Origin of the sequence: Chryseobacterium limigenitum (genome assembly GCF_900114875.1) — a bacterium.
Taxonomy (GTDB): domain Bacteria; phylum Bacteroidota; class Bacteroidia; order Flavobacteriales; family Weeksellaceae; genus Chryseobacterium; species Chryseobacterium limigenitum.
The window spans coordinates 121,832-148,310 of record NZ_FPKW01000010.1 but is presented as its reverse complement, the minus strand read 5'-3'; the positions used below and the strand labels follow the sequence as shown (position 1 = coordinate 148,310).

Below are 26,479 nucleotides of genomic sequence, written 5' to 3'. Positions count from 1 at the left end.
CGGAAAACTTTTCGCCGACAAAGGATATCTCTCAAAAGTTTTGTGGGAGATGCTTTTTTCGGATGGAATTCAGCTTTTTACTAAACTTCGCAAGAATATGAAGAACCATATTATGAAGATGGAAGACAAAATTTTACTTCGCAAAAGAGCGATCATTGAGACGATAAACGATGAATTGAAAAATCATTGTCAAGTGGAGCACACTCGTCATAGAAGTGTAAACAACTTTATGATAAATATTTTGGGAAGCCTTACTGCGTATTGTTTCTTTCCAAAAAAACCATCATTAAATTTAAAAAAAGTAAATGATGGTCAATTATTCTTAAACTTCGCTTAACCCGAACTCAGGTTAATTAGGTAAAGCAAACAAAAAGCTTAAAGGACTTGAAGCATAATAATACAAGCTGATGACTTCAATTTTTTGATCATCTTCTCTAAATTTGTATTTTGAATTTAAAACATCAACCAAAAAATCGGTGACTACTTTTTCTCTGGGAAGTAGAAAGGTATTTCTAAATGCCTCGTCGATTTTTGTTTCTATTTTCTTCATGTTTTATTTACTTATTTGAAGTGTAAAAATAAAGAAAACCGTTCTGGAAATGGGAACGGTTTGTATATTAAATTTTAATTTGGGCTTATGAAATTATTTTTCGATGTCGCAAAGTCGGGAGACTTTGCGGAGCAATAAATATAGGATGTTGAATTTGTTCTGGAATGGAAAAACCGCTCTTAAAAATATATTTCTGTATTGTAATCTTGTTGACAAGCCAAAATGATTCAACGACCAACCCATTAGGCTAGAATTCCATGCAAAAAGGCTTGAAATTAAACCTAAAAGGGTAGTTTTCCAGCTTAAAAGATTCTGCAACCAAGCAAATAGGGTGGAATTCCGAGCAAAAAGGATGGAATTTGAACCTGAAAGGGTGGTTTTCTAACCTAAAAGGTTCAATAATCAAGCAATTAGGCTGGAATTCCAGGCAAAAAGGGTGGTTTTTTAATTTACATATTATATTGGAAAGAAAAAACCGCTTGGATGTAAGCGGTTTTATGTTTGTAGGAATGAGCTTGACGCTCGCACCAGTGTGGGTTTCTTTGATTTTTAATGGTGAAAATTAGTTATTTATTTTTGTTCCTCAAAGTCGGGAGACTTTGCGGAGCGGTTGAAAATATATTGATCAATCTATCCTTATCTAAAGTTGTGCTAAAAGGTGTTAATGCTCCCGAAGCTTTGGTGTTTCCGTCTGCATCACGTATTTCTACAGGCGCTCCCCAAATAATAATTCCTCCTTCAGAATTTAGTAATGCACATACGCTTTTTTTTATGACGTTTTCCTTTTCCTTATATTGACCTAGATTTACATAGGATTTAAACTCGAGATTTAAATTTTCTTCCTTTTCACTTTGAAAAAATACTTCAATATCTTGATAATTTAAATCAAAAATATTTTTACCTAAAATTGATAGCGAATATGACATGGTTAGTTATTTTAAAAATAAAAGTATTAAAATTAATTAAAAAGAAAAAATTGTAACTAGATAATTATTAATTAAAAAAACCGCCCTGAAAACAGAGCGGTTTATATATTTAAAGCAGCAGTGATGACTACATCATTCCCGGCATTCCACCTCCCATTGGCATAGCAGGTTCAGCACTCTTAACTTCAGTGATTACACATTCAGTTGTTAACAACATTCCTGCAACAGAAGCTGCATTTTCAAGGGCAACTCTTGTTACTTTAGTTGGGTCGATGATACCTGCTTCAAGCATGTTTACATACTCGTCAGTTTTAGCGTTGTATCCGAAGTCTCCGCTGCCTTCAGCAACTTTAGCAACGATTACAGAACCTTCACCTCCTGCGTTGGCAACGATTTGTCTCAATGGCTCTTCGATCGCTCTTTTTACGATTTTGATCCCTGTAGTTTCATCAGAATTGATCCCTGTAAGATCAGCTAAAGCAGAGATTGCTCTTACAAAAGCAACACCACCACCTGCAACGATACCTTCTTCAACAGCTGCTCTCGTAGCGTTCAATGCATCGTCAACTCTGTCTTTTTTCTCTTTCATTTCAACTTCAGAAGCTGCACCTACGTACAATACAGCAACACCACCAGCTAATTTAGCTAATCTCTCCTGTAGTTTTTCTCTGTCGTAGTCAGAAGTTGTCGTTTCCATTTGCGCTTTGATCTGGCTTACTCTGCCTTTGATCTTGCTTTCGTCACCACCACCGTTTACAACAGTTGTATTGTCTTTATCGATAGATACTTTTTCAGCAGTTCCCAACATATCTAGAGATACGTTTTCCATTGTGAAACCTTGCTCTTCAGAAATAACCTGTCCACCAGTTAAGATAGCGATATCTTCCAACATTGCTTTTCTTCTGTCTCCGAATCCTGGAGCTTTTACCGCAGCAATTTTAAGAGAACCTCTTAATTTGTTAACTACTAAAGTTGCCAAAGCTTCACCTTCAACTTCTTCAGAAATAATTAATAGAGATTTTCCGCTTTGTGCGATTGGTTCAAGAACCGGAAGTAATTCTTTCATTGAAGAGATTTTTTTCTCAACTAAAAGAATGTAAGGATTTTCAAGTTCAACTAGCATTTTTTCAGGGTTTGTCACGAAATATGGCGATTGGTATCCTCTGTCAAACTGCATACCTTCTACAACGTCTACTGTTGTATCAATACCTTTAGCTTCTTCTACAGTGATAACACCTTCTTTCCCAACTTTTCCGAAAGCTTCAGCGATCAAAGATCCGATTGTTTCGTCATTGTTAGCAGAAACAGAAGCCACTTGCTTCACCATTTCTGTAGAATCACCAACTTGCTTAGACTGTTCTTTAAGGTTAGCAACAACAGCAGTTACTGCTTTGTCGATTCCTCTTTTTAAGTCCATTGGGTTTGCACCGGCAGCTACGTTCTTAAGACCTTCTCTTACGATAGCCTGTGCTAAAACAGTAGCGGTAGTAGTACCGTCTCCTGCGATATCATTAGTTTTGGAAGCAACTTCTTTTACCATTTGCGCTCCCATATTTTCTACTCTGTCTTCAAGTTCGATCTCTTTTGCAACAGACACACCGTCTTTAGTTACGTGAGGTGCACCGAAAGATTTTTCAATAACAACGTTTCTTCCTTTTGGTCCTAACGTTACTTTTACTGCATTAGCCAATGCATCAACCCCTCTTTTTAAAGCGTCTCTTGATTCAATATCGAATTTTATTTCTTTTGCCATTTTATTCAGATTTTTAGACGTCAGAATCGACGTCAAGCATTATTTTTAAATTAATTTTTTATTCAGTTAAATCAGGAATCTTATCCGATAACACCCAATAAATCTCCTTCTTTTACGATTAAGTAATCTTTTCCGTCTAATTTTAATTCAGAACCTGAATATTTTCCATAAAGAACTTTGTCACCTACTTGTACAGTTGTAGGCTCATCTTTTTTTCCAGGACCTACCGCTACTACTGTACCTTCTTGTGGTTTTTCTTTTGCTGTGTCCGGAATAATAATACCTGAAGCTGTTTTAGTTTCTGCAGCGATCGGCTCGATCAAAACTCTGTCTGCTAATGGTTTAAAGTTTACTGACATAATATGTTTAATTTTTAATTATTTCTGTGTTATAATTCTCTAAATACGTGCCAAGCACCTGAAACGAAATTTTTGGCAGATTTTTATTCTGCGATGTGAAATTTTGGCAGAAAAATTTCAGCGCTTTTTTTGAAAATTGTAAGAATCGTCTGATGGTAAAATATCAATACGGCGTAAGGCGTAATTCAGTTGAATTAAACAAAGTCAAAATGTGCAAAAGTTTTTAAAAACTTAAGATCACTTACGTTTTAAGATTCTAAAACGTTGAAAATAATAAAGTTCACATAAGGCGAAAATCAAAGGTTTTCAAGACAACTTAAGTGTTCTTGTCAGCATTTATCTAAATTAGCTTTAATAAACTTAAGTATAAAAAATTTTGTGGTTAGAATAAAAAGTTTGAACAAGTCCATTATTAAATATCATAATAACAGACTCTTAATTTTTTTGATGTTGATTGAGCTTCGAAATTACCGCACCGGAAACCGCAATGCCAATAAAATTGGTAACAGATCTTGCTTCATTCATAAAGCGGTCTACGCTGTAGAGCAAGGCGATATCAGTCAAAGGGATTTTTCCGAATCTGTTTAGTGTGAAAATAAGTGCCAGAAATCCTGATCCGGGAACACCCGAAGCCGTTTTTGAGGTAATGGAAATGATGATAAAAAGCCAAATGTAATCATTAATGCTTAAAGAAATGTTATAAAACTGTATAAGGAAACAACAGGCCACAGAAAGATAAATACAAGCCCCGGCTAGATTAAAATTATATCCCAACGGAATAATAAATCTTAAAATTTTTCTACTATATCCTTCGCTTTCCATTTTTTCAAAAATGATGGGAAAGGCTGTTTTTGAAGAAGAGGTTGTAATCACCAAAATAATTTCTTCCTTGATGTTGAGAAGAAATTTCCAAAGATTAAATTTAAATAGATAAGAGACAAACCCCAACACTCCGAAAATGAAAACAATATCCGCAAGATATACGGTGGCCACGACTTTGCTGAGCGGTAAAAGGGTATTGATGCCATACACTGAAATCCCGAAAGCGATATTACAGAAAATAATAAACGGAAGTATGATATATAAATATTTAATGACAGTGTAGAAAGCTCCCAATCCATAATCCAATACCTTTAGAAAGCGTTCTCTTCCTTTAGACAGGTTTATGGAGACTCCGATAATGATCGATACAATAAGAAAAATGGCATGTCGGTTAAGATAAAGAACGGAAGTGATAGAATTATCATTAATTGCAAACGTTTTGGGAAGAAATGTATTTATTTTACTGCTATCAATGCCTGTATTGGCTCCGGGTTGTACGGCGAAACCAAAAATAAACCCTAATATAATGGCTAAAGAAGTTGTTAAAATAAAATAGAGTCCGGTTTGCCAGATAATTCTGTCTGCATTTTTAATTTCTGCTAAATGACAGATCCCATAAATAATAGCCATGAAAATAATCGGCAGAATGAGTGTTTCCAACACCATAAAAAAATACTGACTTACCACGCCCAGTTTAATGCTTATCTCAGGGAAGTAATATCCCATAAGCACTCCACCGATAATGGCGGCAAATACATAAAGGGTAAGATTCCTTAAGTATTTGCCTGTAAATGTCTTTTTTGTATGGAAAAGGTTCATTTCAAAAACTATTTGTCTCTACAAAAATATAATTATATTCTAACCAGAATAAGGTGTTTTTAATTACTATTAAATAATTCCAAGAATCAGCGCAGCCAATAACATTACAACAGAAGATCCGAGAGCCCATTTTAAAGTATATTTTAAATGATCTGAAAATTCAACGCCTGCAAGGGAAACCAGTAAATAAGTGGAAGGAACTAACGGGCTCAAAAGATGTGAACCCTGGCCAATAAGACTTGCTCTTCCCAATATCTCGGGAGAAATCCCCAACTGATGTCCTGTAGCTACAATAATGGGTAATATTCCAAAATAATAAGCATCATTAGATAAGAAAAAAGTAAACGGAATACTGAAAACAGCTGTAACGATATTCATATAACCGCCCCAGCTTTTGGGTACTATTTCTATCATACTATTTCCCATCGCCTGCATAATGCCTGAGCCATTTAGAATTCCTGTGAAAATTCCTGCTCCGAAGATCATTCCTGCGACCGATAAAGCGTTACCTGCATGTTTGGAAATAATTTTTTGCTGATCTTTTAATTTTGGATAATTAATAATTGAAGCAATACAGAAAGCAATCATAAAAGCAATACCTAAAGGCACAAGATCAAGAATCATGACTACCAAAAGGGTAATCGTAAGAGCAAGATTGATAAGTATCAGTTTTGGACGTCGAAGCTTAAGATCTACTTCGCCGATAATATCATTAGTGTTATAGTTGGTATATTTTCCATGTTTGGCAATTCTTATTTTCTCTCTCCTGCCTAAAATATAAGCAACAAATATCACCCACGCGATACCTATAGCCATAATAGGGATCATGGGAACAAATATTTCTGTATGCCCAAGCTTCAGAGAACTCATTACTCTTGCTGTAGGACCTCCCCATGGAAGAATGTTCATAATCTGCCCTGCAAGCATAATGATACAGGTAAGAACCAACGGATTCATACCTTGTTTTTTATAAAGCGGAAGCATAGCGGCAACTACAATTAAATAAGTAGAAGAACCGTCTCCATCCAATGATACCAATGCAGTAAGAACAGCTGTTCCAATGGTTGTTTTGATAGGGTTGTCACCCACGGTTTTCAGAATAATATTGACTAAAGGCTCAAATAATCCTGTGTCAATCATTAAACTGAAGTAAAGAATAGCAAAAATTAACATCACTCCGGTAAGAGCTATTTCTTTAACCCCGTTTTTCATCATATCTCCGAGTTCAGGGCCGAATCCTGCAAAAAGAGCGATGACTACAGGAACGATAACCAAGGCTGTAAGCGGGGTCATTTTTTTGTTCATAATGAGCACCATAAAGATGATGATCATTAAAAATCCAAGGAATGTAAGCATAACTAAATGTATTTTGGGTTATCTGTTTTTTTCTTTTTTGCGCCAGTCGAAGCTGTTTCTAAATCCGATATATCCGTAATTGCTTGTAGATCCGGTTTCGAGTTGGTTGATAAACGCAACTTCTATCGCTGAGTTTTTTCCGGTTTTTATTCCGATTCCTGCGGTTAAACGGTTGCTGTCGAACGGATCTTCTTTCACCACATTCATTCTGATCTCATTTTTCAGAATTCCGTAGAATTTTTCTTTTTCTCCGGCTTTGTTAAATGGAATTCTCAGGGAAATCAGGTAACGAAGCCTTACAATAAATTCGTCCGGATTACTGATGAAACGTTCTTCTACACGGAAACGGTGAGATATAGAGGTTCTTCCGATATTTCCTCCTAAGCTGACCTGTTGAAAAGGTCGTTTTTCATATCTTTCCTTTTTACTGTTATCAGATTTATAAGAATCCAAAACAAGGAACATAAATCCTGCAGCAGGTTTTACATCATTGGCCACTTCATAATCCACATACGCTGAAACCAGGAAAAGCCTTGTATCATAAGCGAGATCAAAAGAGCGGTATTGCGAAAGTGCTGTTAATGTACTTTTGTCTGTTAATCTTGCAGACATCAAATACTGAAACCACATATTATAATTGTCACGGCTTTGCGCGGCTGCTGAGGTGCAGAAACTTATCAGTAAAATGATAATTAATTTTAATTTAATCTTCATGTAATATTTAATTAATATCTGTATTCTCAAATATATCCAGAAGGAGAAATCGCTGATTAATTTTTCAATCAATGACCGATTTTATCAGTAAACTGCATGATAAGGTTAAAAAGATGTTATATTTGGGAGACCGAAAATTCTAGTTTTTAGATGTTTTTATTAGTAAATATTGTGGTTATATTGTTGGTTTTCAGAATTTTATTCAATAATAAGATTCTAAAAATGCTGATGAAATACCGTTGGGGCTTTTTATTGAAGTTTCAGCATGTTTTCTTCTTTTTTGTTTTCATTTTGATCACTTTTTTCACCGAAAACTACTTTCTTGATGCTCCGGAATTAATTTGGTGTGTATTATTTATAATTCTTTTCAATATTGGATTGTATTATTTGGTGTACTATTATCTTGTTCCGCAATTTTATTTATCCAATAAATATCCGCAGTTTATTTTGTATGCTTTGATCTGTTTTTTGGTATCCAGTCTTTTCAGAATTTTATTGGAGCCGGCAGTTTTTAGAATGAATTTTAATGAAACGCTTTCCAATACAAAATTTCTATACAATGTGTATACAGAACAGGGAATTGTAATTCTTGTGGCTTCATTTTTAGGAATAACGAAAGATAAATTTTTAATAGAACAGGATTTTCAGGAATTGGGAGAAGAAAAAGATCAGTTGCATCTGGATTTGCTAAAATCTAAATTGAATCCTCACTTTCTGCTGAATACACTGAATAACATTTATTCAAAAAGTTTTCATGCTTCGGAAAATACCTCAGAATCTATATTGCAACTCAGCAAGTTGCTTCAGTATGTAATATATGATACCAATAAGGAAAAGATAAATATTGCTCAGGAGTTTTCGTCCATTCAATCTCTTACCGGATTGTATCAATTAAAATACAATAACCTGCTGGATATTTCTTTTGATATTCAGGACGAAGAAACATTGGAATTAATTGAAATTCCGCCCTCAATTTTTCTTACGCTATTTGAAAATGCACTTAAGCATTCGGCCATCGGAATAGAATCTGACAGTTTTATAAAAGTCCGATACAAAATAGAAAATCAGGAAATATTTTTTGAAATTATAAATAGCATTGCTAAAAAGAAAATCCTTGTGAACAACGAAGATAATGGCGGATTGGGGAATGAAGCAGTAATGAGTATCTTAGAAAAAAATTATTCAGGTATATTTACTTTTATTTCTGCAGAAGGAGAGAATGAAGAATATCAGACCGTTTTAAAAATTAAATTATCATGACCAATTTGACAATAGTAAGTGTAGATGATGAATATCCTGCGTTGCAGCTTATTGAGCAGTACTGTGATCAAATAGAAGGGATCGACCTTATAAAAGGATTTCAAAACCCGGAAGAAGCATTGGAATATCTACTGAAAAATAAAGTTGATCTTGTGATTCTGGATATTAATATGCCCTATATGAATGGGATTGAACTCTTGCAGCAGTTACCCTACAAACCTCTCTGTATATTCCTTACGCTGGAAACCCAATATGCTGTAAAAGCCTTTGAGCTGGATGTTGTGCATTATCTGGTGAAGCCTGTAGATTTTGAAACGTTTAAAAAAGCAGTCAATAAAGCAAAAGATTTTTTACAGTTTAAAAATTCAGCAGAGAATAAAAAGCAGGAAGATTTTATCATGTTTAAATCCAATTATATCATGAATAAAGTTTTCCTGGAAGATATTAAATGGATTCAGGGGTTTGGAGAATATATCGTCCTTATTACAGCTCTCAAAAAATACATGATTTTGGAACGAATGTCTAATTTTGAAGAGAAATTTCAAGATCTGGGGTTTATCAGAATTCATAAATCATACATTGTTTTGTCATCTCATATCAGTTCTTATGATACTGGTAATGTTTATCTTAAAGACGGTAATAAACTTCCGTTAGGCAGAACGTATAAGAATTTCTTGAAAGCGTATTTGAATTAAAAAAATTATTTAAGATTTTTCATAAAAAAAATTCACTTATTATAAGTGAATTTTAAATGATAATTACTGACATGTTTGCTCATAATCATCAAGCAGTTTTCGGTACATTTTTATGAATAATTCTGTTCTGAACTTCATATTGATTCTGGATGCTTCTGCACCTTTTTTTCCTTTAATTAAAGCTTTTCTCTCGGCTTCCGATTCTCTTTTATTTTCTTTGAAAGTTTTGTTGGAGAAATAATCGCTTTGTCTGGCTTCATCTACCTTTTTCAGGAATTCCGGGCAGTCGGCTCCTACAATTTCGTACGCTTTATAAAACTTTTTATACAATGTCTTCATATTGAATAAAGCCAAAGGACTTAATGAACTGTAATCTACCGGTGCAACAGCAAAAGTTTCGTCAGGCTTGCTTAAATAAATCATCACATAAGTAAGTTGGCAGTTGTCTTCGTTTCCATTAAATCCAGAAGAAATATTGTTCCCAAAATCTGCTCTGCACATCATGCTTCTGTAGCCGTACAGATTTATTTTCCCCTTTTGCATCAGTGGGAGCATCAGTACGGTTCCTTCTGATTCCATTTCCAGATCATTATTTATTTCTTTTACAAGACGTTTGTCGAGTTGAGAGACTTCCTGAGTATCTTCATTCGTGTAAATAAGGCTTTTAATATCTGAAACAGGAATCAATTGTACTTGAGTATCGCTTTTTGATGACTTAAATTTAACTTCTTTTCTATCCAAATTAGCATTCTTCGAGCCTTTTCCCATGAAGCTGAAAGTGGCAACATCCGGAAGCATAAAATCCTGTGCAAATCCTTTTTTTGTGCTGCCGTCTTCCATCAATATTTCAATGGGGATGAAATCTCTTTTTCCGGTGTAAAATTGTAATGACTGAGCAAAGAAGCTCTGTGCTGAGAAGATAAATATCAACAATAAACTGAGTTTTTTCATGGATCTTAATAGTTTTTTAATAAGTGGCAAATCTAAAAAAAAAAAGTATCCAGAGTCTGAATACTTTTTAAAAATTATTTTTTAGCTTTTCTTTCCAGCGGCCTGCATTGGATTTACTTTTCCGTTTGAGCCGCCTCTTACCGGACCGTCTTGTTTTTGTTTAAATAATTGGAATTTCGAGCTTGTCGCAGAACTTCCGTCATTGCTCCATACATTATTTGAAGTATCAATATCCGCGGTTTCTCTCATCGGATCAAGCTGAATAGATTTTAATTTTTTATCAAAATAAAATGTTTTTGAAACTTTCTTTTCATTCTGTCTCCAGATTTGAGCTGAAGATTTGTCGTATAATTTTGTACCGTCTTCAAATGTAAATTCAAGAATAACAGGCATTACCAATCCGCCCTTGTTTACAAAATCGATTTGATAGGCTGTGATATTTTTAAATTTATCCTTGTCTTTAGAATCTAAAGCTGCATTTTCATCTTTCTTTAAAGTATAGGTTTTGCTATTGTCTACTTTTTCCTGACCTCTGTCATAACGATAGTAGAAATCCTGAAGACTTTTATCTTTTTCTACATCAAAAGTGATATTTTTATCATCTTTATTTCTGATTTTCGAAATATCTTCAAATTCATTTTGTAAAGGCTTATCAACCGTATAAGTTTCCTCTTTTGCCATTGGCACTGCATCTAAATCAGGAGTTGCGATGGTCACTTTATCTATGGCGATGTCTACAGGATCTGTTCCGTAAAACCAGCCTCTCCAGAACCAGTCAAGATCTTCACCGCTTGCATCTTCCATCGTTCTGAAAAAATCTGCAGGCTCAGGATGTTTGAAAGCCCATCTTTTAGCATACGTTTTATAAGCTTTGTCGAAAAGCTCTCTTCCCATAATGGTTTCACGAAGAATATTCAGTCCTGTAGCAGGTTTTGAATAGGCATTAGGGCCAAACTGAATAATATTTTCAGAATTACTCATGATAGGCTCCAGCTGATCTTTCGGAAGTTTCATGTAATCTACGATCGTCCAAGCCGGACCACGTTTTGAAGGGAATTTATTGTCCCATTTTTCTTCGGTTAAATATTCAGTAAAAGTATTTAAACCTTCATCCATCCAGCTCCATTGCCTTTCGTCTGAATTAATGATCATCGGGAAGAAGTTATGTCCAACTTCGTGAATCACTACTCCGATCATTCCATTTTTTGTGCCCTCAGAATAAGTTCCGTCTTTTTCTGTTCTTCCGAAATTGAAACAGATCATCGGATATTCCATTCCGTTGGCTGCTTCCACAGATTGTGCAACAGGATACGGATAAGGAATTGTAAATTCTGAGTATGTTTTGATCGTATGCGCAACCGCCTTCGTTGAATATTTTCTGTATAAAGCATAAGCTTCTTTAGGATAAAAGCTCATGGCCATTACTTTATTATTGTTTTCAGGAATTGTTACACGCATCCCGTCCCAAACGAATTTTCTCGATGAGGTCCAAGCAAAATCTCTTACATCATTTGCTTCAAAATTCCATATTTTTCTTTGTTTTGAATGATTTTTTTCTGCTTTTTTAGCTTCATCCAACGTAACGATTTCTATGGGCTCGTTTGCGCTTTCGGCTTTTCTGTATCTTCCTAATTGATCTGATGTCAACACCTGATCGTAGTTTTTACATTCTCCGGTTCCACCAACAATATGATCTGAAGGAACGTTCATAGAAACTTTAAAATTCCCAAAAACTAAAGCAAATTCACCTCTTCCTGTGAATTGATGGTTTTGCCAACCGTGGAAATCACTGTAAACGCACATTCTCGGATACCATTGAGTCATCGTGTAAAGATCATTTCCATCTTCCGCAAAGTTTTCATAACCGCCACGACCGCCCATTTTCATACGGTTCGGAATATTGTAATTCCAATCTACCTTAAAAATAAGTTGTTCTCCTTTTTTTAAAGTTTTAGGCAGATCAATACGCATCATAGTTTGATTTACCGTATATTTTAAAGGGTTTCCTGATGCATCGGTCACTTTTTCAAGGTTTACTCCATATCCGTTATCTTTTACAGGAAGTTCAGAAACTTTTAACTGCTGATCATTGGTTGATTGCGGTAGAGTAGAAGAGAACTGAAAATCTGCTTTCTTCACAGTTGACTGCTGATTTTCATCTAGTTGTAGCCAAATGTAATCAAGGTCATCGGGAGAGTTATTGTAATAGGTGATAGTTTCGGAACCTTTTAAATTCCTTTTATCTTCATCAAGATATGCGGTGATGTTGTAATCGGCTCTGTTTTGCCAATACCCGTGTCCCGGCGCTCCGGAAGCTGTTCTGTAGATATTGGGAGTAGGAAGAATTGTTCCTAATTGCTCAAACCTGTTTCCGTGATTGCTTCCAGGGTTATTTTGAATGTTTTGTGCAACAATACCCACGCTACAAAAAGAGAGTATAAAAAGGATATTAAATTTCATAGCTGCTAATGTTTATTAATTGTTTTTAGGAAAGGCTAACCACCAGTCTTCCATTGATTTTATAATAGGTAATAAGGCAATGCCTTTTTCTGTTAATTTGTATTCCACTCTTGGTGGTATTTCGGCATAGGCGATTCGCAGGATAATGCCGTCATTTTCCATTTCTTTTAAGATTGTACTTAAAGTTCCCTGTGCAAGATTGTCTAATTCTCGTTTCAAAACTCCGAATCTTTTCGGGCAGTCATTGGCGATGATTTTGATCAGAGAGATCTTCCATTTTCCATTAATTAGCTTCAAAGCATGTTCTGCGTAGCAGTTATTTGCTAAAAACAGAAAATTTTCTGTGCAGCTAATGGTTTCATTATCAGAATTAGTACTAAAATTCATACTGAGTATGTTTTTTTTACCTACTTGACAGCAGGGATGGATGTTGTTACTTTTGAAGTGGTAAAGTTAAAATTTTATCAATAAATATGAGGAATTTTCGAGAGTTTAACAAATGGTTGAGTTTAATAGTGATCTCAATGTCAATTTTTTTATGTGTTTTAGATCTTTTTATAGTAAATATTGCAATACCGTCAATAAGAAATTCTTTACAGGCTAATTCTGCCGAGGCGCAGTTTATTATTGTGTTTTATATTATCGGGTATGGTGCTTTTTTGATTACCGGAAGTAAAATAGGAAATAAATTTGGTCATAAAAAGACCTTTATAGCTTCCATGTTTAGTTTTATGGTGTTCTCATTGTTATGCGGAATCTCGAGTTCTGCGATCGAATTGAATATAAGCAGACTTTTTCAGGGTATTTCGGCAGCTTTTATGGTTCCGCAAGGGGTAGCTTTAATATCCAGCGTTTTTGAAATTGAAGAAGAAAGGGTAAAAGCACTTGGGATTTATGGCGCAATTGCTGGTATAGCTTCGGTTGTAGGGCAGGTGTTGGGTGGCATCATTCCGGATCTTAATTTTAGTTTTGATGCATGGCGACTTGTTTTCTTTATTAATATTCCGCTTGCGCTTCTGGTGATTATTTTAGCTAAAAAATATTTGAAAGAAGTTGAAGTAAAGAACAAAGAATCAATCCAGATGCTTCCCCAGATCATCTTAATAATTTTATTAATAATTCTGATGTATGAAATTGTTGCCGGCGGGGAAGAAGGATGGAGTGGAAGTAATATTTTATTAATGCTTTTATCTGTAATTGGCTTTATCGTTTTTATTTTTCATCAAAAAAGCAAATTTAAACAAGGAAAAGAAGTTCTTATCAATATACAGCCTTTTTTCTATCCGAGTTTTAAAATAGCGCTTTTGGCAGCGGTTACTTATTATTTGGTTCAGGATTCTTACTTTTTTGTCAATGCCAATTTTCTTGAAGAACAACATCATTTGAGTTCTACGAAAACGGGATTGTTATTTGCCTGTCAAGGGGTCGGATATGTTATCGCATCACTTTTATCTGTGAGATTTTTAAATAAATATCAGGAGAAATTTATTATTTTCGGTTTAGTTATAATGGTTGCAGGACTTATCGGGCACATTTATACGATTGGTAGCTCCACTGTCAATTTGCAGGCGACAATTGTTGTTTTATTTTTTTACGGCATTGGCTGTGGAATTGTTTTGCCCTCAATGTTCACCAATGCAATGCGGAAATTACCGGTTTCTATAACGTCTATTGCCACGGGAGTTTATTTGACGATACAGCAAATTTCTGTGGGATTTGGGGTAAGCCTGGTCGGACGTATCTATTTTAACTTTACGAATGGATATTTAATGGCCGTGTATGCCATGATCTTTTTACTATTAATAACTATAAGTATATTTTTGATTTCTGAATTTAAATTAAAAAGGAATTCTTTCTAAAGCCATTTTTAAGGAGAGTGCAAATACTCCGGATGAAACAAATAATATCCAGTCTTTTTTATTGATTTTGAATATTTTAAGTGAAATAAATAATATAATCAATATAGCGAGAACAATCACGATCTGTCCCAATTCCAAGCCGATATTAAAACCTAAAAGCGGAAAGAATATACTTTGACTTTTTGCGATCATCACTCTGGCGGTATTCGCAAAGCCCATCCCGTGGATTAAACCGAAAATTAAAGCCAAATAATAATTCATTTTCATTAGGCCGTTCTTTTTATTTTTCATTAAAATATTGCCTAATGAAGTCAGAACAATCGTCACCGGAATCAAAAATTCCACCCATTTTGAAGAAACTCTTACGATATCTAAAATACTTAAAGCTAAAGTTATAGAATGCCCAATGGTAAATGCAGTTACCAAAATTAAGATTTTCTTCCAGTCATTAAAAGAATAAATAGCTATTAAGGCTAAAACAAAAAGCTGATGGTCTAGAGCGTCCAGAGAAATAATGTGTTCCCAGCCTAATTTTAAATAAAATAAAAAGTCTTGCATAAAGTATGATAAATTAAAGAATTATTTACTATTTAAGGGGTTTTAATTTTAATAGTATCCGTTAATTAGATATAAAATAAATAAAAATTGTATAATTGTAATGTTAAAAAATTACGCAACATGGATTTAAAACTATTATTTGCAAAAGTACATATTCCCTTTACAGGAAAGAATACTTTAAGAAATGTGGCTGCTGTTTTTCTTGGCCTTTCATCTTACGGAATGTTTGGTCAGGTTCAAAAATTAGACTCTCGATTTGAAATTTTGTTGAAAAACAAAGATAAATTATCAAAAGGAATTGAAATTAAAGATTTTGATCGTCCTGAAATGCAGCTTGATAAACACTTGGTTGTAACTTCGAAAGGAGCACAAACCATGTATTCTTGTATCATTTATACAAAAACGCCGGAAAAATTAAGAGCTGATGGATTTTTAGTTCAAAGTCAGCTTCCCAATTTCGTGACCGCACTGGTAGGAATAGAGGATATCGAAAGATTGACTCAGCTTCCGTACGTAACCTCTGTGATGGCTCCGACTTTTGATATTCTTCATAATGATGTAAGCAGAGCCCAATCCGGAGCAAGTCTTTTGCAGGATGGAGCCTTTAATAATACTTCATATGTTGGAACAGGAGTTCTAGTTGGAATTTATGATACAGGTATCGATTGGAAACATCCTGATTTCAGAGGGGCTACAGATCAGACGAAAAGTAGAATTTATTCAATTTGGGATCAGACATTAACGCCACAAGGAGCGGAGACTTCGCCGGCCGGTTTTGCTACAGGAGTAGAGTACACAAGAGCTCAGATTGAAGATGAATTGGACGGCTCACCAACCAATTTTGTCCGTGAAAATGATACCAACGGCCACGGAAGCCACGTTGCAGGAACAGCTGCCGGAAACGGATCTGGTTTTGCTGATAAAAGGCATAAAGGTTTTGCTCCCGGAGCGGATATTGTTTTTGTAAAAGGAGGTAACGGATCTTTCCCAACGACTAATACCATTAATGCATTAACTTATTTTAAAAATGTAGCAACAGCTCTAAACAAGCCTATTGTTGTTAATATGAGTATAGGCGGACAGGGTTCTGCTCATGACGGTACAGGAAGTCACGAAGTTGCTGTGAATGCTTTTACAGCTTCAGGCCCGGGTAGAGTAGTGGTGATCTCTGCAGGTAATGATTATGGTGGAAATATTCATAAAACTGTTGATATCGCACCGAATGCAACTCAAAATTATACTTTTACAGTAGCAAGTAATACTTCTGCAGCATCTATATTTTCATTCTTGATGTATGCAAATGATGATTCGCCGGTTACAGCAAAGCTTACCGCACCGGATGGTCAGCAGTATATTTCTAATATTACAACAACAAATACTTTTAATATTTTAGGAGGTGGATTAACAGCTGCAATGTATAATTATTGGAGTACAGATAATAATAAAAGATATGTACAGCTAATTGTAAGCAGACCAAGTGGAACCACAAATGCCCAAGGTACCTATACTTTAGAAATTACAAATAACGGAACTCAGCAGATAACAACACATGGCTGGTTGTATAGCCAAGGTGTAGCGACTACATTGACGGATGGAAACAATCAGTATATTGTAGGTTCTCCGGGGAATGCATCAAGTGCTATTACTGTAGCTTCTTATATGGGAAGAGCGAGTTGGTATACTGCAGCGGGAGGTTATTATGTTCTTACTCCACAGGAATCAATTTCATCATTTAGTTCTGAGGGACCTAGGGTTGATGGTTTTCAGAAACCGGAAATCACGGCTTCAGGGCAAAATGTTATTTCAGTAAGATCAAGTAATTCTGCGCCGGGAGCTACAGATATTATTAATGGGACTACTTATTACGTAAAAAATCAGGGGACGAGTATGTCTTCACCGGGAGTTGCGGGAGCGGTAGCTTTGTTGCTTCAGGCAAATCCTACTTTAACGGCAGCTGCAGTAAAAAGCAGATTGACTCTTAATGCAAGACAAGACGGTGCAACAGGTACCGTGCCCAATCCAAGATGGGGTTTTGGTAAATTAGATATTTATAAAGCAGTTACAGATGAGTTAAACTGTGTAAAATCAAATTTTGAAACAGTTATTTACGACGAACCTTTCATTATTGCAAATACAGAAAATAATAATTTCTTTGATAACACGGCTTTAGCAGTTCGTTATACACCAACATTAACGGGTAAATTGGGAGGTTTCTCATTCCTTACAGGTACTTCTGCAATTCCTAGTGATATGGCGGTTGATATTCAGGTAAGAAAAGTGGATGCCAACGGAAATCCGGGCGATATTATTGCAACTAAAACTGTTTCTTCTTGGGTAAATGATATTCAGAGATTTACATGGAACTATGTTAATCTATCAGATTTAAATATTCAAACCGTTACAGGAAAAGATTTTTATATCGTTATTAATGGATTGAGCGGAAGAATTGCCATGAAAAACGAATCTGTTGTAGTAAATAACAGATCAAAAACATCTACAGACGGAACAACCTGGACGGCAAGAACATTCGATCTTAAAATGAGAGCAACGGTTTATGAAAATGTAGCTGAGGTTAAAGCTTTAGCAACAGCAAATCAAACAAAACTGGCTCCGGTTGCCACAGGATATAATTATTTTGTGAACAACTGTCAGTTAATTTCAAGAGTAGAAAAAGAAACAGCAAGTACCGTAACAGGAAATGTTACTTCTAAAGTTTGGGTTGATAATGCTCAGCCGAACTATGTTTCAAGAAGATTCGAAATTAATCCTGAAAACAATCCTGCAACGACTACAGGAAAAGTAACATTATACTTCAAGCAGGCAGAATTTGATGCTTATAATCTTTTAAATGCAGTTAAATTACCTACTTCAAGTACAGATAATGCCAACAAAGCCAATCTTATTGTTGAAAGATATGCAGGAACAAGTGCAAGTAACACAGGTACTGTAGCTTCTTTCGGAAGCGCTGCAACTCCTGTTGCTGTGAATGTTGCTGATATTGTTTGGAATGCTACCTATCAATATTGGGAAGTAAGCTTCCAGACAACAGGATTTGGAGGTTACTTTGTGAAAACAAACTCTGTTACTTTAGGAGTGAATGATATCAAAGACAACGCTGATGTTAATGTGTATCCTAACCCTGCGAAGAACTTTGTAAATGTAACTCTAGGTAAAGCTTCTAAAGCTGCGGTTACAATACATGATGCTTCCGGTAAGCTTGTGAGAAACGCAGATATTAGCTCAACTGCTAATAAAATCAATGTTTCTGATCTTGTAAGCGGAACATACGTATTCACAATTACGTTAGATAATCATTCTAAAATAGTGAAAAAGATCATTAAAGAATAATCTCACAATAATTTTTACAATTAAAGAGTGGCAGCTAATACCTGTCACTTTTTTTTATATTTGTTTAATAATTTCACATCAATGTTTTTGAAGCTTAATTTTTTGTTTGTTGCACTTTCTCTTTTGTTTACTCTTGAATCTAAAGATTTGAAGGGTACTGAAAAATTTCATCCCTATCATGTAGGTTCTGTGGAAATCAATTACAATTCAAAATCGAAGACCTTTGAAATTACAGGACGTTTTTTTCTTGACGATCTGGAAAATGGTTTAGCAAAGAAATATGGAAAGTCTCTTCATTTCAATGACGAAAAATATAAGACTCAACTTAATGAAGCTTTAAAAAATTATAGTGCTGAATATTTTAGGTTAAAAGCTGACAACAAATTCTTAAAAGTAAATTACGTAGGCTATGAAGAAGACAGTGAATCTGTGAATATTTTCTTAGAATCCGAAACGCTCACTTCTCCTAAAAAGGTAGAAGCTGCTGTAAGTTTCCTGTATAATTTATTTGATGACCAAATCAATATTGTTCACATCATCGTCAACGGAAATCGCAAAAGCGAAAAGTTAGCTTATCCCAACAGATATTTATTTCAGCAGTTTTAAATATTTAACTGTTTGAAGTTGATATGTGATGTTGAGATATTTGTTTATTGTGAATATTTGCTTTATGATAAAAAATATTATATTTATTTTAACGTAAATTAGTAAAAATTATATTATATTTAACATATCGTTTTAAATTGTATGTCTACCCTTATTGATCAAAATAAAAACTTAAATAAACTTGTCATGAAACTTAAACAATTTTATCTTGTATTAGCACGATTCAGGCAAAATAGTATAATGCATGACTAATTAGGGATGAAAGATCCCGTTTTTCTGCACTTACTTTTTAATGCTAAGAATAGACAGCTATTTTTCAGGCACAAATAATTCTACTAACACAAAACAACATAAATGTTCCCAAACATTGAAAAACACTTACTACGGTAGGTGTTTTTATTTTATCATTAAAATGGATTTTCTGTTTTTAATTGGGCATTTACTGCTTGTGCATGTGCCAGCAGATCCGGAAAAAAAGCATCATAACATTCCTGAAGAATAGCTTTGTTTTGAAGAAAGAGTTCAAAAACGGGAAGGTCTTTATCCAAATATTTTGCTTTGTTGAGAACGTTTTGAATACTGAATTTTATTCCCTGATCTTCACGGTAATTATAAAGCCAGTCGTCATGTTCCATTTTTACAAGCATTCTTTTAAAATTTTCGGGAAGCCATTTTTCATTTTTGTTAAGAACACGATAAACTCTTGAAGAGTGTTCTTTCCAGCCTTGAAGCGAGTTCAATGTTAAATCATTTGCTAAAAAATAATCCATCGAAACATCTACAAATGCTCCGGAATACAATCTTACCAACGGACTGAAAACTTTTTTAGCCTCATGCAATGCAGGATGAGAGTCTGTAAAGGTGTCAATCGCTCTGTGCAGGGTAATTCCGTCCTGAATATCTTTCGGAAAAGAAAAGCGATCTTTGTTTCGGATAAAATCTTCCAGAAACTGTCCGACGATTTGTCCGTCCGAAAAAGTGAGAAAAGAATGAGCCAGATAATTCATACTACAAGATAAGGCTTAAAATTGAATAATTAATTGTAAATTATACTACCTAATTTTCCTTCTTATTCTATCATCTTGAAACTTTAGAATTTAAAAAAGTCTTTCATGAAAATCCTCAATTTTACTTACTTCTTCGATTTTTATCCCATATTTTCTCTTCGGAATTTTATTAAGATTGGAAACAAAAATTTTCTCGTAACCTAATTTTTCAGCTTCCGTAATTCTCTGTTCAACCTGTGCAACCGGACGGATCTCACCACTTAAACCAATTTCTCCTGCAAAACAAAAATGTTCGGAGATGGCGATATCTTCATTCGAAGATAAAATAGAAGCAATAACGGCAAGATCCAAAGCAGGATCGTCGGTTTTTATTCCTCCCGTAATATTTAAGAAAACGTCTTTTGAGCCTAATTGGAAACCCGCACGTTTTTCAAGAACAGCCAACAACATATTCAGCCTTTTGGCATCAAAACCGGTACAGCTTCTTTGCGGAGTTCCATAAACGGCAGTGCTTACCAACGCCTGAATTTCCAATAACATTGGTCGGTTTCCTTCTAAAGTTACGGCAACAGAATTTCCGGAAAGCTCTTCGAATTTTTTAGTAATTAAAATTTCGGATGGATTTTTAATTTCCTTTAAACCTTGCGAAACCATTTCATAGATCCCGATTTCTGCGGTTGATCCAAAACGGTTTTTATTAGCTCTCAATAATCTGAAAAGGTGATTTCTGTCTCCATCAAAATTCAACACAACATCTACCATATGCTCCAATACTTTTGGTCCGGCGATTTGTCCGTCTTTCGTGATGTGACCGACTAAGAAAACAGGAACATTATTTTCTTTAGCATATTTAATGATCTCGTTGGAACATTCTCTGATCTGAGAAACGGTTCCGGGTGAGCTTTCAATTAATTGTGACTGTAAAGTCTGAATAGAGTCAATAATAACAAAATCCGGTTCCAGCTTTTTGGATTCATGAAGTATTTTTTCCAGTGAAGTTTCTGTGTAAAGAAAACAGTTCGGATTTTGAACATCCGTTAATCTGTCGGCTCTCATTTTGATTTGAGAAGCACTTTCTTCCCCCGAAACGTAGAAAACTTTTTTCTTCATTTTCAGGGCAAGCTGTAAAAGTAACGTCGATTTTCCGATTCCGGGCTCACCGCCGATCAAGGTAACGGAGCCTAAAACAATTCCGCCTCCCAAAACTCGGTTAAGTTCTTCGGAAGGAGTTTTTATACGGGGTTCTTCTATTGTTTCAACTTCAACAATATTAATGACGTGTTGCTTTGTTTTCGAAAACGGTGGTGTTTTAGATGAGGTTTTTTCTACCACTTCTTCCACCAAAGTATTCCATTCTCCACAGTTTTTGCATTGTCCCATCCACTGAGAATATTGTGTTCCGCAGCTCTGACAGAAATATGCTGTTTTTAATTTTGCCATACCGCGAAGTTCTTGATTTTTTTTTGAATTTTTCTTCCGAAATTTTAGTTAATTTTCAAGCATGAAAAATATTCTGAAAAGTTTGGTGATTTTTGTGGTGATGAGCCTTTTAAATGCTCAGTGTACAGATTGGTCGGTGAGAAGTTTAAATTTGCCCGGTGGAAGTTTCGGAATGTATTCAATATTAATTCTAATTCTCACCTCAGTAATTACAGGAATAGGATTGGTAACTGTCATTATTTTTAGGAAAAGTTATCATTCAATACTGAGAATTGCGATTTTATATGAAGCTATTTATTTGTGCATGTTGATCGCTTCGGGAAATAATCCGTTCTCCTATTTTTCAAATCCAACAAATGAAAATATGTTACCGATATTGATGTACGGGAATTCTTTTGCCATATTACTTTTAATGTATCTTATTGATTTACTCTATTCAAAAATAAATTCATCAAAAATCAAAAACTAACATAGATCAAGGTCGAATAGTTTTTTACGGCCTACATTTGCCATAAGATTAATCTAAAATAATATATAATGAAAAAAGTATTTTTAACTTTTGTATTTGCTTTACTAAGTGTTGTCGGTTTTGCACAGACAGGTTGGGCAGTAGATCCAATGCATTCTTCTGTAAATTTCAATATCAAACATATGGGAATCAGCTTTGTACAAGGTAGATTTGATAAATTTGACGGAAAAGTAGCTGCCAGTAAAGAAGGCGGTTTGGATAAAGCGGAATTTAGCTTCTTTGTGAATACAAACTCTGTAAACACAGGTGTTGAAATGAGAGATAAGCATTTACAAAGTGCAGATTTCTTTGATGCAGAAAAGTTTCCGACTATGACTTTTGAAAGTGCTTCTATCACAAAAGATAAAAATAATACCTACACTTTAAAAGGTAAATTGACGATTAAAGATGTAACTAAAGAAATTTCTGTTCCTGTAACTTACGGTGGTATCACAAAAAATCAACAGGGAAAAGAAGTGATGGGTTTCCAGACAAAATTTACGGTTAACCGTTTAGATTATAACATTAAATATGATCCAACGGGTGCAGGCGTAGCTAAAGACGTTGAAGTAAGCTTATATTTTGAGCTTGCTAAACAATAATTTTTCATATAAATTTGGTTTAAGAAAAGGCTTCTCAATAGTATTGGGAAGCCTTTTTTATTTTATAATAATTTAAAATTTAACAGTTTATTTGTCATCCTGGAGGAATCTAAACTAAATTTTTAAAAGTTTTAATTTTAACTTAAAAATTAACCTTCCCAGAAGAAACTGTAAAAATTCCAAAATCATCGATCAACATATTTTCTTTCTGAATATTATTGAAAGCCATCATTCTGTCAAGTTCTTTTTGCGAACGTCTTCTCATGATCCAGTCTTTGTTTTGATGATTATTCAGAACATACGCAATCATTTTTAATTGTGGATGCCAAGGCTGTCCGGTATAAACGATGAATGAATTTTGCTCTGAAATAGAATTAATTCCCTGAATCGCTTTACTCGCCATTTCGTTATCTCCAAAAAGCTCTAAAATTCCCGAAACAATGGTGATATTAGGCTCAAAATTCAATTTTTTATACGTTTCAGGATCAAAACAATCGAAATTGGTGAATCTGATGTTTTGATATTTTTTGCCCTGAATTACTTTTTCTCCGATCTCAATATTTGCCTGTACAAATTCATTGACAACGATTTCAACTTCAGGATATTTTTCTTTAATATCGAATAAATAGTTTCCAGTTCCGCCTGCAATATCAAGGATCTTTACTTTTCTGCCTTCTTTTTTCAGAGTTTGAATTTTTTGTTCTAAAATCTTGATCAAATGTTGTTTTCTGATTCTAATCCCCGTCCAGCCGATAGCTTCAAGATAATTTTTATCCATCATTTTTCCGAAACCTAATTTCCCTTGAGGCTGGTTGTGATAAACATAATCCAAAGAAGCGCCGGAATCAAAACCGTGTTTCAATCCGATTGCCATTCCGTTGCTGATCTTTCCAATTTTGCTGAGAGACCATTTTTGAAATTTAAAATTCAGGTTATTTCCAACATTATTTTGAAGATCCTGATATTCTTTTACAGAAAATTTATCCGGTGAAAGTGATGCTTTTTTCTGAGTTTTGGTAAAGCATTTTTCAGCGAAATCTTTAATTTTATCATAAACCATTTCCTTTCCTGTATCAAACAAGATTCCATGGAAAAAGTTAGGAAGGACTTCGTATTTTTTTAAATCTGTATCTAATTTATCATGAAAATTTTTCTGATCTTTATTGAAAACGACGTGATCTTTTTCAGCAGATAAAATAAGGGTAGGTGTGTCGATTGCTTCTGCATCTTCAACCAAACGTTTTCCTGCTTTTGCAAGATCGATCAGTAATTCTGCATCAATAGATCTTGTGATCAAAGGGTCTGTATCGTAAGCTTTTTGCTGTTCGGGATCATGAGTCAACATGGTTGATTTTACATAACTTTTGATAATCAATCCTTTCTTCAATTTTGTCCCCAAAGTGATCATTTCATTTGCCAAAGGAACAATAAGATTGATTCTAAAAGCGGGTGCCAAAAGAGCCATTCCCGCAATATCAGGTGCAAAATCATGAGCCCAAGCCGAAGCGACAACGCCGCCAATACTGTTGGCAAGTACGAAAACATCAGAAATTTTCACTTCATATTTTGACTGTAAAAATTTTGAAAAAGAGTCCAGATCACGAACATAATCCATGAAAACGGAAGATGTCGGCATTTTTGTATGTCCATGCCCGCGAAGGTCGAATGCAAAAATAGTATAGTTTGAAAATTGAGGTGATTGTGCGATATCGTTCAGTCTTTCAGAATGTTCGTGTCCGCGATGGATGATGATGATGCTTTTTTGTTGAGGTTGATAATTCCACTCGCGATAAAAGATCTCGCTTTCATCAAAACTCTTAAAATTTCCACTGTTCATATTTAAAATTTTTTCAGAAAATCGTAGATGTAAGAATGGATGACCGCATTCTTATTCAGGACTTTCATATTGGTTATTGCTTGGTTTAGAGGTAAAGATAGAATATTTTTCATTACTAAAATTCCGATGACAGAACTTCTGGTGTAGCCCATCGTGCAATGAATGAGTATTTTTCCGTCTTTCGGAAGATGAAGATAATTTTCTGTGATTTTTGTAACTAATTTTTTCGTCTGATCAAGATCCAACATTCCGATATCTAAAAAAGAAACAGAGTAATAGGTAGATTTTTGTTTGATTTCAGAATTTTCTTCAATTTCTGCTGAAAGATCGTAGACGAAAGTATTTTTATTAATTTCAAAATCCTGCAAATCATTTTTATCAGGTTTTGACGAAATATAAATGTTGGTTATAATTTCTAATGGTTTTTTATTTTTTCTTAAAAACTTCCAGAATATCCAATAAATGAATAAATATGGATAATAAAATATTGTTTTGTACAAAGGAATATTTCCATTGTTATCTTTTAAAAAGTGAATATTATTTTTTTGATAATGATAGCCTGTCAAAATCATAACAAGAGCTGGCCATAACAAAATCAACCAATATTCATTTGAAAATTTATATATCAATAAAAAGATTGAAACAATGATCCAAGCTAATAAAAAATAAAAATTAGCGACTTGAAAATTCCTGTATAAAAAGTTGTTTTTCTGATAAGGAAAGAATAGAAAACTAATGTGGGCGAGAATAGTTCCTGTAACAACATCAATCAAATGATGTTGATAAGTTGTTAAAGTAGAAATTCCTATAGCAACGAGCCAAATCATTAAAAAGATCTTCCACTTTTTTAAATTTCTAAAAACGCTCCAGAAAATAAAAGCATACACAATATGTAAAGACGGAGCCTGATTGAAAGGCGAGTCAAAAGTTGTTAAAAACTGAAAAGAATATCCGAAAATAGAATTACTGACTTGCGGTTTTTGCAAAGAAAATTTTAATGGAAATAATAGAAAACAAATTCCGGCTACAATAGTTACAAACAACATTCTTTGAGTCAGAACTTTAAGCTGTTCTTTCGTGTTGCAAAAGAAAAAAATGCTACAGAAAAACAGCACGCTGGTCATATAAGGAATGATAGTCCAAGGGAGAAACGGAATGTATTTCTCAAAATCAAAAACAAAAGATGGAACTTTTTGGAGCTTTGAAACATGCCATGCTGAATAATTGTAAACAATCATGAATACAACAGAACACAGCAACATAGCATAGGTTTTAGGCTTAAGTTTTAGTCGTTTTTCATCCATTTGGCTTTCCTGAACATGATAAGATTTAATAATGAAGAAGGAAGGATGGATAATGACTTCATCATCCATTTCATCTTTGCAGGGAAAATGATTAATTTTTTTCGCTTCTCAATAGCATCTGAAATGATTGTTGTAGCAGTTTCAAGATCAGTAAGAAACGGTTTTTTACTTAGATCATTATCGTTAAGCTGTCTCAATTTTAAGGTATCAACATAACCCGGAGCAATGGTCGTTACAGAAACTCCAAACGGTTTCAAAGCCCGGCGATAAGCATCTGCAATCTGAATTACCGAACGTTTAGTCTTAGTATACAAACTCGAATTTTCATAATCTAAAATCCCGGAAACGGATGCGATAACCGCAATATTTCCTTTGTTTTGACCTTTCATAGCTTTTCTTGCTACTTCAAAACAATTGACAGTTCCTAAAATATTGGTTTGCAGCATTTCTTCGGCTTCTTCATAAGAAATTCTTCCGGCAACATCTTCTGCGTAGCTTCCGGCGCAATTGATGAAAATATCAAGAACCTTATTTTGTAGAAAATCATTTACTGCCGAAAAAATTGAATTTATATCACAAACATCTGCTTGAAATACGTTTAAATTTTCTGAACTATTATCAGGAATTTTGGTTAAATCTCTTCCACAAATCCCTACGCGATACCCTTTTGAAAGATAATGCTGAGCAAGAGAATAGCCGATTCCCGAAGTTCCGCCTGCAATAAAAACGTTCATGAGTGTGTTGT

The 26,479-nt window shown here is 34.5% G+C and carries 24 protein-coding genes; 8 read left to right on the top strand and 16 right to left on the bottom strand.

Features of this window, described 5'->3' with window-relative positions:
• A partial coding sequence (locus BT156_RS13560) for a transposase (RefSeq protein WP_139255481.1) occupies positions 1 to 337 on the top strand: 337 nt, incomplete at its 5' end.
• Positions 338 to 349: 12 nt separating this feature from the next.
• Here the strand turns inward: BT156_RS13560 and BT156_RS13555 are convergent.
• The 7 genes from BT156_RS13555 to BT156_RS13525 all read right to left on the bottom strand — a co-directional run bounded on the left by BT156_RS13555 (position 350) and on the right by BT156_RS13525 (position 7,299).
• The gene (locus BT156_RS13555; RefSeq protein WP_072410756.1) at positions 350 to 550 is read right to left on the bottom strand and encodes a hypothetical protein; all 201 of its coding nucleotides are present in this window, start codon (positions 548 to 550) and stop codon (positions 350 to 352) included.
• Between the two features lie 566 nt (positions 551 to 1,116).
• Complete coding sequence (locus BT156_RS13550; protein WP_072410755.1) at positions 1,117 to 1,476, bottom strand: ATP-binding protein; 360 nt, start codon at positions 1,474 to 1,476, stop codon at positions 1,117 to 1,119.
• Between the two features lie 127 nt (positions 1,477 to 1,603).
• Positions 1,604 to 3,229 (bottom strand): chaperonin GroEL, encoded by a 1,626-nt coding sequence (groL, locus tag BT156_RS13545; protein WP_072410754.1) that lies wholly within the window; start codon positions 3,227 to 3,229, stop codon positions 1,604 to 1,606.
• A gap of 80 nt (positions 3,230 to 3,309) precedes the next feature.
• Positions 3,310 to 3,588 (bottom strand): co-chaperone GroES, encoded by a 279-nt coding sequence (locus BT156_RS13540; protein WP_066755045.1) that lies wholly within the window; start codon positions 3,586 to 3,588, stop codon positions 3,310 to 3,312.
• 435 nt (positions 3,589 to 4,023) lie between these two features.
• A complete protein-coding gene (locus BT156_RS13535) occupies positions 4,024 to 5,229 on the bottom strand; it encodes a cation:dicarboxylate symporter family transporter (protein WP_072410753.1) in 1,206 nt (401 codons plus the stop codon).
• Between the two features lie 69 nt (positions 5,230 to 5,298).
• Complete coding sequence (locus BT156_RS13530; RefSeq protein ID WP_072410752.1) at positions 5,299 to 6,585, bottom strand: CitMHS family transporter; 1,287 nt, start codon at positions 6,583 to 6,585, stop codon at positions 5,299 to 5,301.
• Positions 6,586 to 6,603: 18 nt separating this feature from the next.
• A complete protein-coding gene (locus BT156_RS13525; RefSeq protein WP_072410751.1) occupies positions 6,604 to 7,299 on the bottom strand; it encodes a DUF2490 domain-containing protein in 696 nt (231 codons plus the stop codon).
• A gap of 150 nt (positions 7,300 to 7,449) precedes the next feature.
• On the opposite strand from BT156_RS13525, the gene BT156_RS13520 reads away from it, so the two are divergent.
• Positions 7,450 to 8,559 carry a sensor histidine kinase gene (locus BT156_RS13520; protein WP_228430124.1) on the top strand — a complete coding sequence of 370 codons (1,110 nt, stop codon included), beginning with the start codon at positions 7,450 to 7,452 and terminating at the stop codon, positions 8,557 to 8,559.
• Complete coding sequence (locus BT156_RS13515; protein ID WP_072410750.1) at positions 8,556 to 9,254, top strand: LytR/AlgR family response regulator transcription factor; 699 nt, start codon at positions 8,556 to 8,558, stop codon at positions 9,252 to 9,254. The genes BT156_RS13520 and BT156_RS13515 overlap by 4 nt, the downstream gene beginning before the upstream one ends.
• Before the next feature lie 63 nt (positions 9,255 to 9,317).
• Here BT156_RS13515 and BT156_RS13510 read toward each other — a convergent pair whose 3' ends face one another.
• From BT156_RS13510 to BT156_RS13500, 3 genes are all read right to left on the bottom strand, one after another.
• The gene (locus BT156_RS13510) at positions 9,318 to 10,205 is read right to left on the bottom strand and encodes a hypothetical protein (protein ID WP_072410749.1); all 888 of its coding nucleotides are present in this window, start codon (positions 10,203 to 10,205) and stop codon (positions 9,318 to 9,320) included.
• Positions 10,206 to 10,286: 81 nt separating this feature from the next.
• Positions 10,287 to 12,665 (bottom strand): M1 family metallopeptidase, encoded by a 2,379-nt coding sequence (locus BT156_RS13505; protein ID WP_072410748.1) that lies wholly within the window; start codon positions 12,663 to 12,665, stop codon positions 10,287 to 10,289.
• 15 nt (positions 12,666 to 12,680) lie between these two features.
• Positions 12,681 to 13,052, bottom strand: coding sequence for a winged helix-turn-helix transcriptional regulator (locus tag BT156_RS13500; protein WP_072410747.1), 372 nt, complete (start codon positions 13,050 to 13,052; stop codon positions 12,681 to 12,683).
• Between the two features lie 137 nt (positions 13,053 to 13,189).
• Between BT156_RS13500 and BT156_RS13495 the strand changes: the two genes are divergently transcribed.
• Positions 13,190 to 14,524: an MFS transporter gene (locus BT156_RS13495; protein ID WP_262484309.1), complete on the top strand. Its 1,335-nt coding sequence runs from the start codon at positions 13,190 to 13,192 to the stop codon at positions 14,522 to 14,524.
• On the opposite strand, the gene BT156_RS13490 is transcribed toward BT156_RS13495, so the two are convergent.
• Positions 14,504 to 15,082, bottom strand: coding sequence for a HupE/UreJ family protein (locus BT156_RS13490; RefSeq protein WP_072410744.1), 579 nt, complete (start codon positions 15,080 to 15,082; stop codon positions 14,504 to 14,506). The genes BT156_RS13495 and BT156_RS13490 overlap by 21 nt on opposite strands.
• Before the next feature lie 120 nt (positions 15,083 to 15,202).
• Here BT156_RS13490 and BT156_RS13485 point away from each other — a divergent pair, with 120 nt between their 5' ends.
• Together BT156_RS13485 and BT156_RS13480 are read left to right on the top strand one after the other, a co-directional pair.
• Positions 15,203 to 18,430 carry a S8/S53 family peptidase gene (locus BT156_RS13485; RefSeq protein WP_072410742.1) on the top strand — a complete coding sequence of 1,076 codons (3,228 nt, stop codon included), beginning with the start codon at positions 15,203 to 15,205 and terminating at the stop codon, positions 18,428 to 18,430.
• An 81-nt stretch (positions 18,431 to 18,511) separates the two neighbouring features.
• Positions 18,512 to 19,036, top strand: a complete 525-nt coding sequence (locus BT156_RS13480; RefSeq protein ID WP_072410741.1) for a DUF6702 family protein — start codon at positions 18,512 to 18,514, stop codon at positions 19,034 to 19,036.
• Between the two features lie 407 nt (positions 19,037 to 19,443).
• On the opposite strand, the gene BT156_RS13475 is transcribed toward BT156_RS13480, so the two are convergent.
• Positions 19,444 to 20,043, bottom strand: coding sequence for an acyl carrier protein phosphodiesterase (locus BT156_RS13475; RefSeq protein WP_072410739.1), 600 nt, complete (start codon positions 20,041 to 20,043; stop codon positions 19,444 to 19,446).
• Between the two features lie 90 nt (positions 20,044 to 20,133).
• Positions 20,134 to 21,483 (bottom strand): DNA repair protein RadA, encoded by a 1,350-nt coding sequence (radA, locus tag BT156_RS13470; RefSeq protein WP_072410737.1) that lies wholly within the window; start codon positions 21,481 to 21,483, stop codon positions 20,134 to 20,136.
• A 61-nt stretch (positions 21,484 to 21,544) separates the two neighbouring features.
• On the opposite strand from radA, the gene BT156_RS13465 reads away from it, so the two are divergent.
• Together BT156_RS13465 and BT156_RS13460 are read left to right on the top strand one after the other, a co-directional pair.
• Complete coding sequence (locus tag BT156_RS13465) at positions 21,545 to 21,952, top strand: hypothetical protein (RefSeq protein WP_072410735.1); 408 nt, start codon at positions 21,545 to 21,547, stop codon at positions 21,950 to 21,952.
• A 68-nt stretch (positions 21,953 to 22,020) separates the two neighbouring features.
• Positions 22,021 to 22,593, top strand: a complete 573-nt coding sequence (locus tag BT156_RS13460; protein ID WP_072410733.1) for a YceI family protein — start codon at positions 22,021 to 22,023, stop codon at positions 22,591 to 22,593.
• A 142-nt stretch (positions 22,594 to 22,735) separates the two neighbouring features.
• Here BT156_RS13460 and BT156_RS13455 read toward each other — a convergent pair whose 3' ends face one another.
• From BT156_RS13455 to BT156_RS13445, 3 genes are read right to left on the bottom strand one after another with little or no spacing between them, the layout of a single operon-like run.
• The gene (locus BT156_RS13455; protein ID WP_072410731.1) at positions 22,736 to 24,430 is read right to left on the bottom strand and encodes a bifunctional alpha/beta hydrolase/class I SAM-dependent methyltransferase; all 1,695 of its coding nucleotides are present in this window, start codon (positions 24,428 to 24,430) and stop codon (positions 22,736 to 22,738) included.
• A 2-nt stretch (positions 24,431 to 24,432) separates the two neighbouring features.
• Positions 24,433 to 25,803 (bottom strand): phosphatase PAP2 family protein, encoded by a 1,371-nt coding sequence (locus tag BT156_RS13450; RefSeq protein WP_083582350.1) that lies wholly within the window; start codon positions 25,801 to 25,803, stop codon positions 24,433 to 24,435.
• Positions 25,716 to 26,468 carry an SDR family NAD(P)-dependent oxidoreductase gene (locus tag BT156_RS13445; protein ID WP_072410727.1) on the bottom strand — a complete coding sequence of 251 codons (753 nt, stop codon included), beginning with the start codon at positions 26,466 to 26,468 and terminating at the stop codon, positions 25,716 to 25,718. Before BT156_RS13445 ends, BT156_RS13450 begins: the two co-directional genes overlap by 88 nt.
• Positions 26,469 to 26,479 lie beyond the last annotated feature (11 nt).

Bases quoted from the DNA above. Each gene is read 5' to 3' on its own strand.
- BT156_RS13535 (WP_072410753.1), bottom strand. From the start codon at position 5,229: ATGAACCTTTTCCATACAAAAAAGACATTTACAGGCAAATACTTAAGG.
- BT156_RS13475 (WP_072410739.1), bottom strand. From the start codon at position 20,043: ATGAATTATCTGGCTCATTCTTTTCTCACTTTTTCGGACGGACAAATC.
- BT156_RS13460 (WP_072410733.1), top strand. From the start codon at position 22,021: ATGAAAAAAGTATTTTTAACTTTTGTATTTGCTTTACTAAGTGTTGTC.
- BT156_RS13555 (WP_072410756.1), bottom strand. From the start codon at position 550: ATGAAGAAAATAGAAACAAAAATCGACGAGGCATTTAGAAATACCTTT.
- BT156_RS13485 (WP_072410742.1), top strand. From the start codon at position 15,203: ATGGATTTAAAACTATTATTTGCAAAAGTACATATTCCCTTTACAGGA.
- BT156_RS13550 (WP_072410755.1), bottom strand. From the start codon at position 1,476: ATGTCATATTCGCTATCAATTTTAGGTAAAAATATTTTTGATTTAAAT.
- BT156_RS13505 (WP_072410748.1), bottom strand. From the start codon at position 12,665: ATGAAATTTAATATCCTTTTTATACTCTCTTTTTGTAGCGTGGGTATT.
- BT156_RS13480 (WP_072410741.1), top strand. From the start codon at position 18,512: ATGTTTTTGAAGCTTAATTTTTTGTTTGTTGCACTTTCTCTTTTGTTT.
- BT156_RS13490 (WP_072410744.1), bottom strand. From the start codon at position 15,082: ATGCAAGACTTTTTATTTTATTTAAAATTAGGCTGGGAACACATTATT.
- radA (WP_072410737.1), bottom strand. From the start codon at position 21,483: ATGGCAAAATTAAAAACAGCATATTTCTGTCAGAGCTGCGGAACACAA.
- BT156_RS13515 (WP_072410750.1), top strand. From the start codon at position 8,556: ATGACCAATTTGACAATAGTAAGTGTAGATGATGAATATCCTGCGTTG.
- BT156_RS13450 (WP_083582350.1), bottom strand. From the start codon at position 25,803: ATGGATGATGAAGTCATTATCCATCCTTCCTTCTTCATTATTAAATCT.
- BT156_RS13455 (WP_072410731.1), bottom strand. From the start codon at position 24,430: ATGAACAGTGGAAATTTTAAGAGTTTTGATGAAAGCGAGATCTTTTAT.
- BT156_RS13445 (WP_072410727.1), bottom strand. From the start codon at position 26,468: ATGAACGTTTTTATTGCAGGCGGAACTTCGGGAATCGGCTATTCTCTT.
- BT156_RS13500 (WP_072410747.1), bottom strand. From the start codon at position 13,052: ATGAATTTTAGTACTAATTCTGATAATGAAACCATTAGCTGCACAGAA.
- BT156_RS13520 (WP_228430124.1), top strand. From the start codon at position 7,450: ATGTTTTTATTAGTAAATATTGTGGTTATATTGTTGGTTTTCAGAATT.
- BT156_RS13495 (WP_262484309.1), top strand. From the start codon at position 13,190: ATGTCAATTTTTTTATGTGTTTTAGATCTTTTTATAGTAAATATTGCA.
- BT156_RS13540 (WP_066755045.1), bottom strand. From the start codon at position 3,588: ATGTCAGTAAACTTTAAACCATTAGCAGACAGAGTTTTGATCGAGCCG.
- BT156_RS13510 (WP_072410749.1), bottom strand. From the start codon at position 10,205: ATGAAAAAACTCAGTTTATTGTTGATATTTATCTTCTCAGCACAGAGC.
- BT156_RS13465 (WP_072410735.1), top strand. From the start codon at position 21,545: ATGAAAAATATTCTGAAAAGTTTGGTGATTTTTGTGGTGATGAGCCTT.
- BT156_RS13530 (WP_072410752.1), bottom strand. From the start codon at position 6,585: ATGCTTACATTCCTTGGATTTTTAATGATCATCATCTTTATGGTGCTC.
- BT156_RS13525 (WP_072410751.1), bottom strand. From the start codon at position 7,299: ATGAAGATTAAATTAAAATTAATTATCATTTTACTGATAAGTTTCTGC.
- groL (WP_072410754.1), bottom strand. From the start codon at position 3,229: ATGGCAAAAGAAATAAAATTCGATATTGAATCAAGAGACGCTTTAAAA.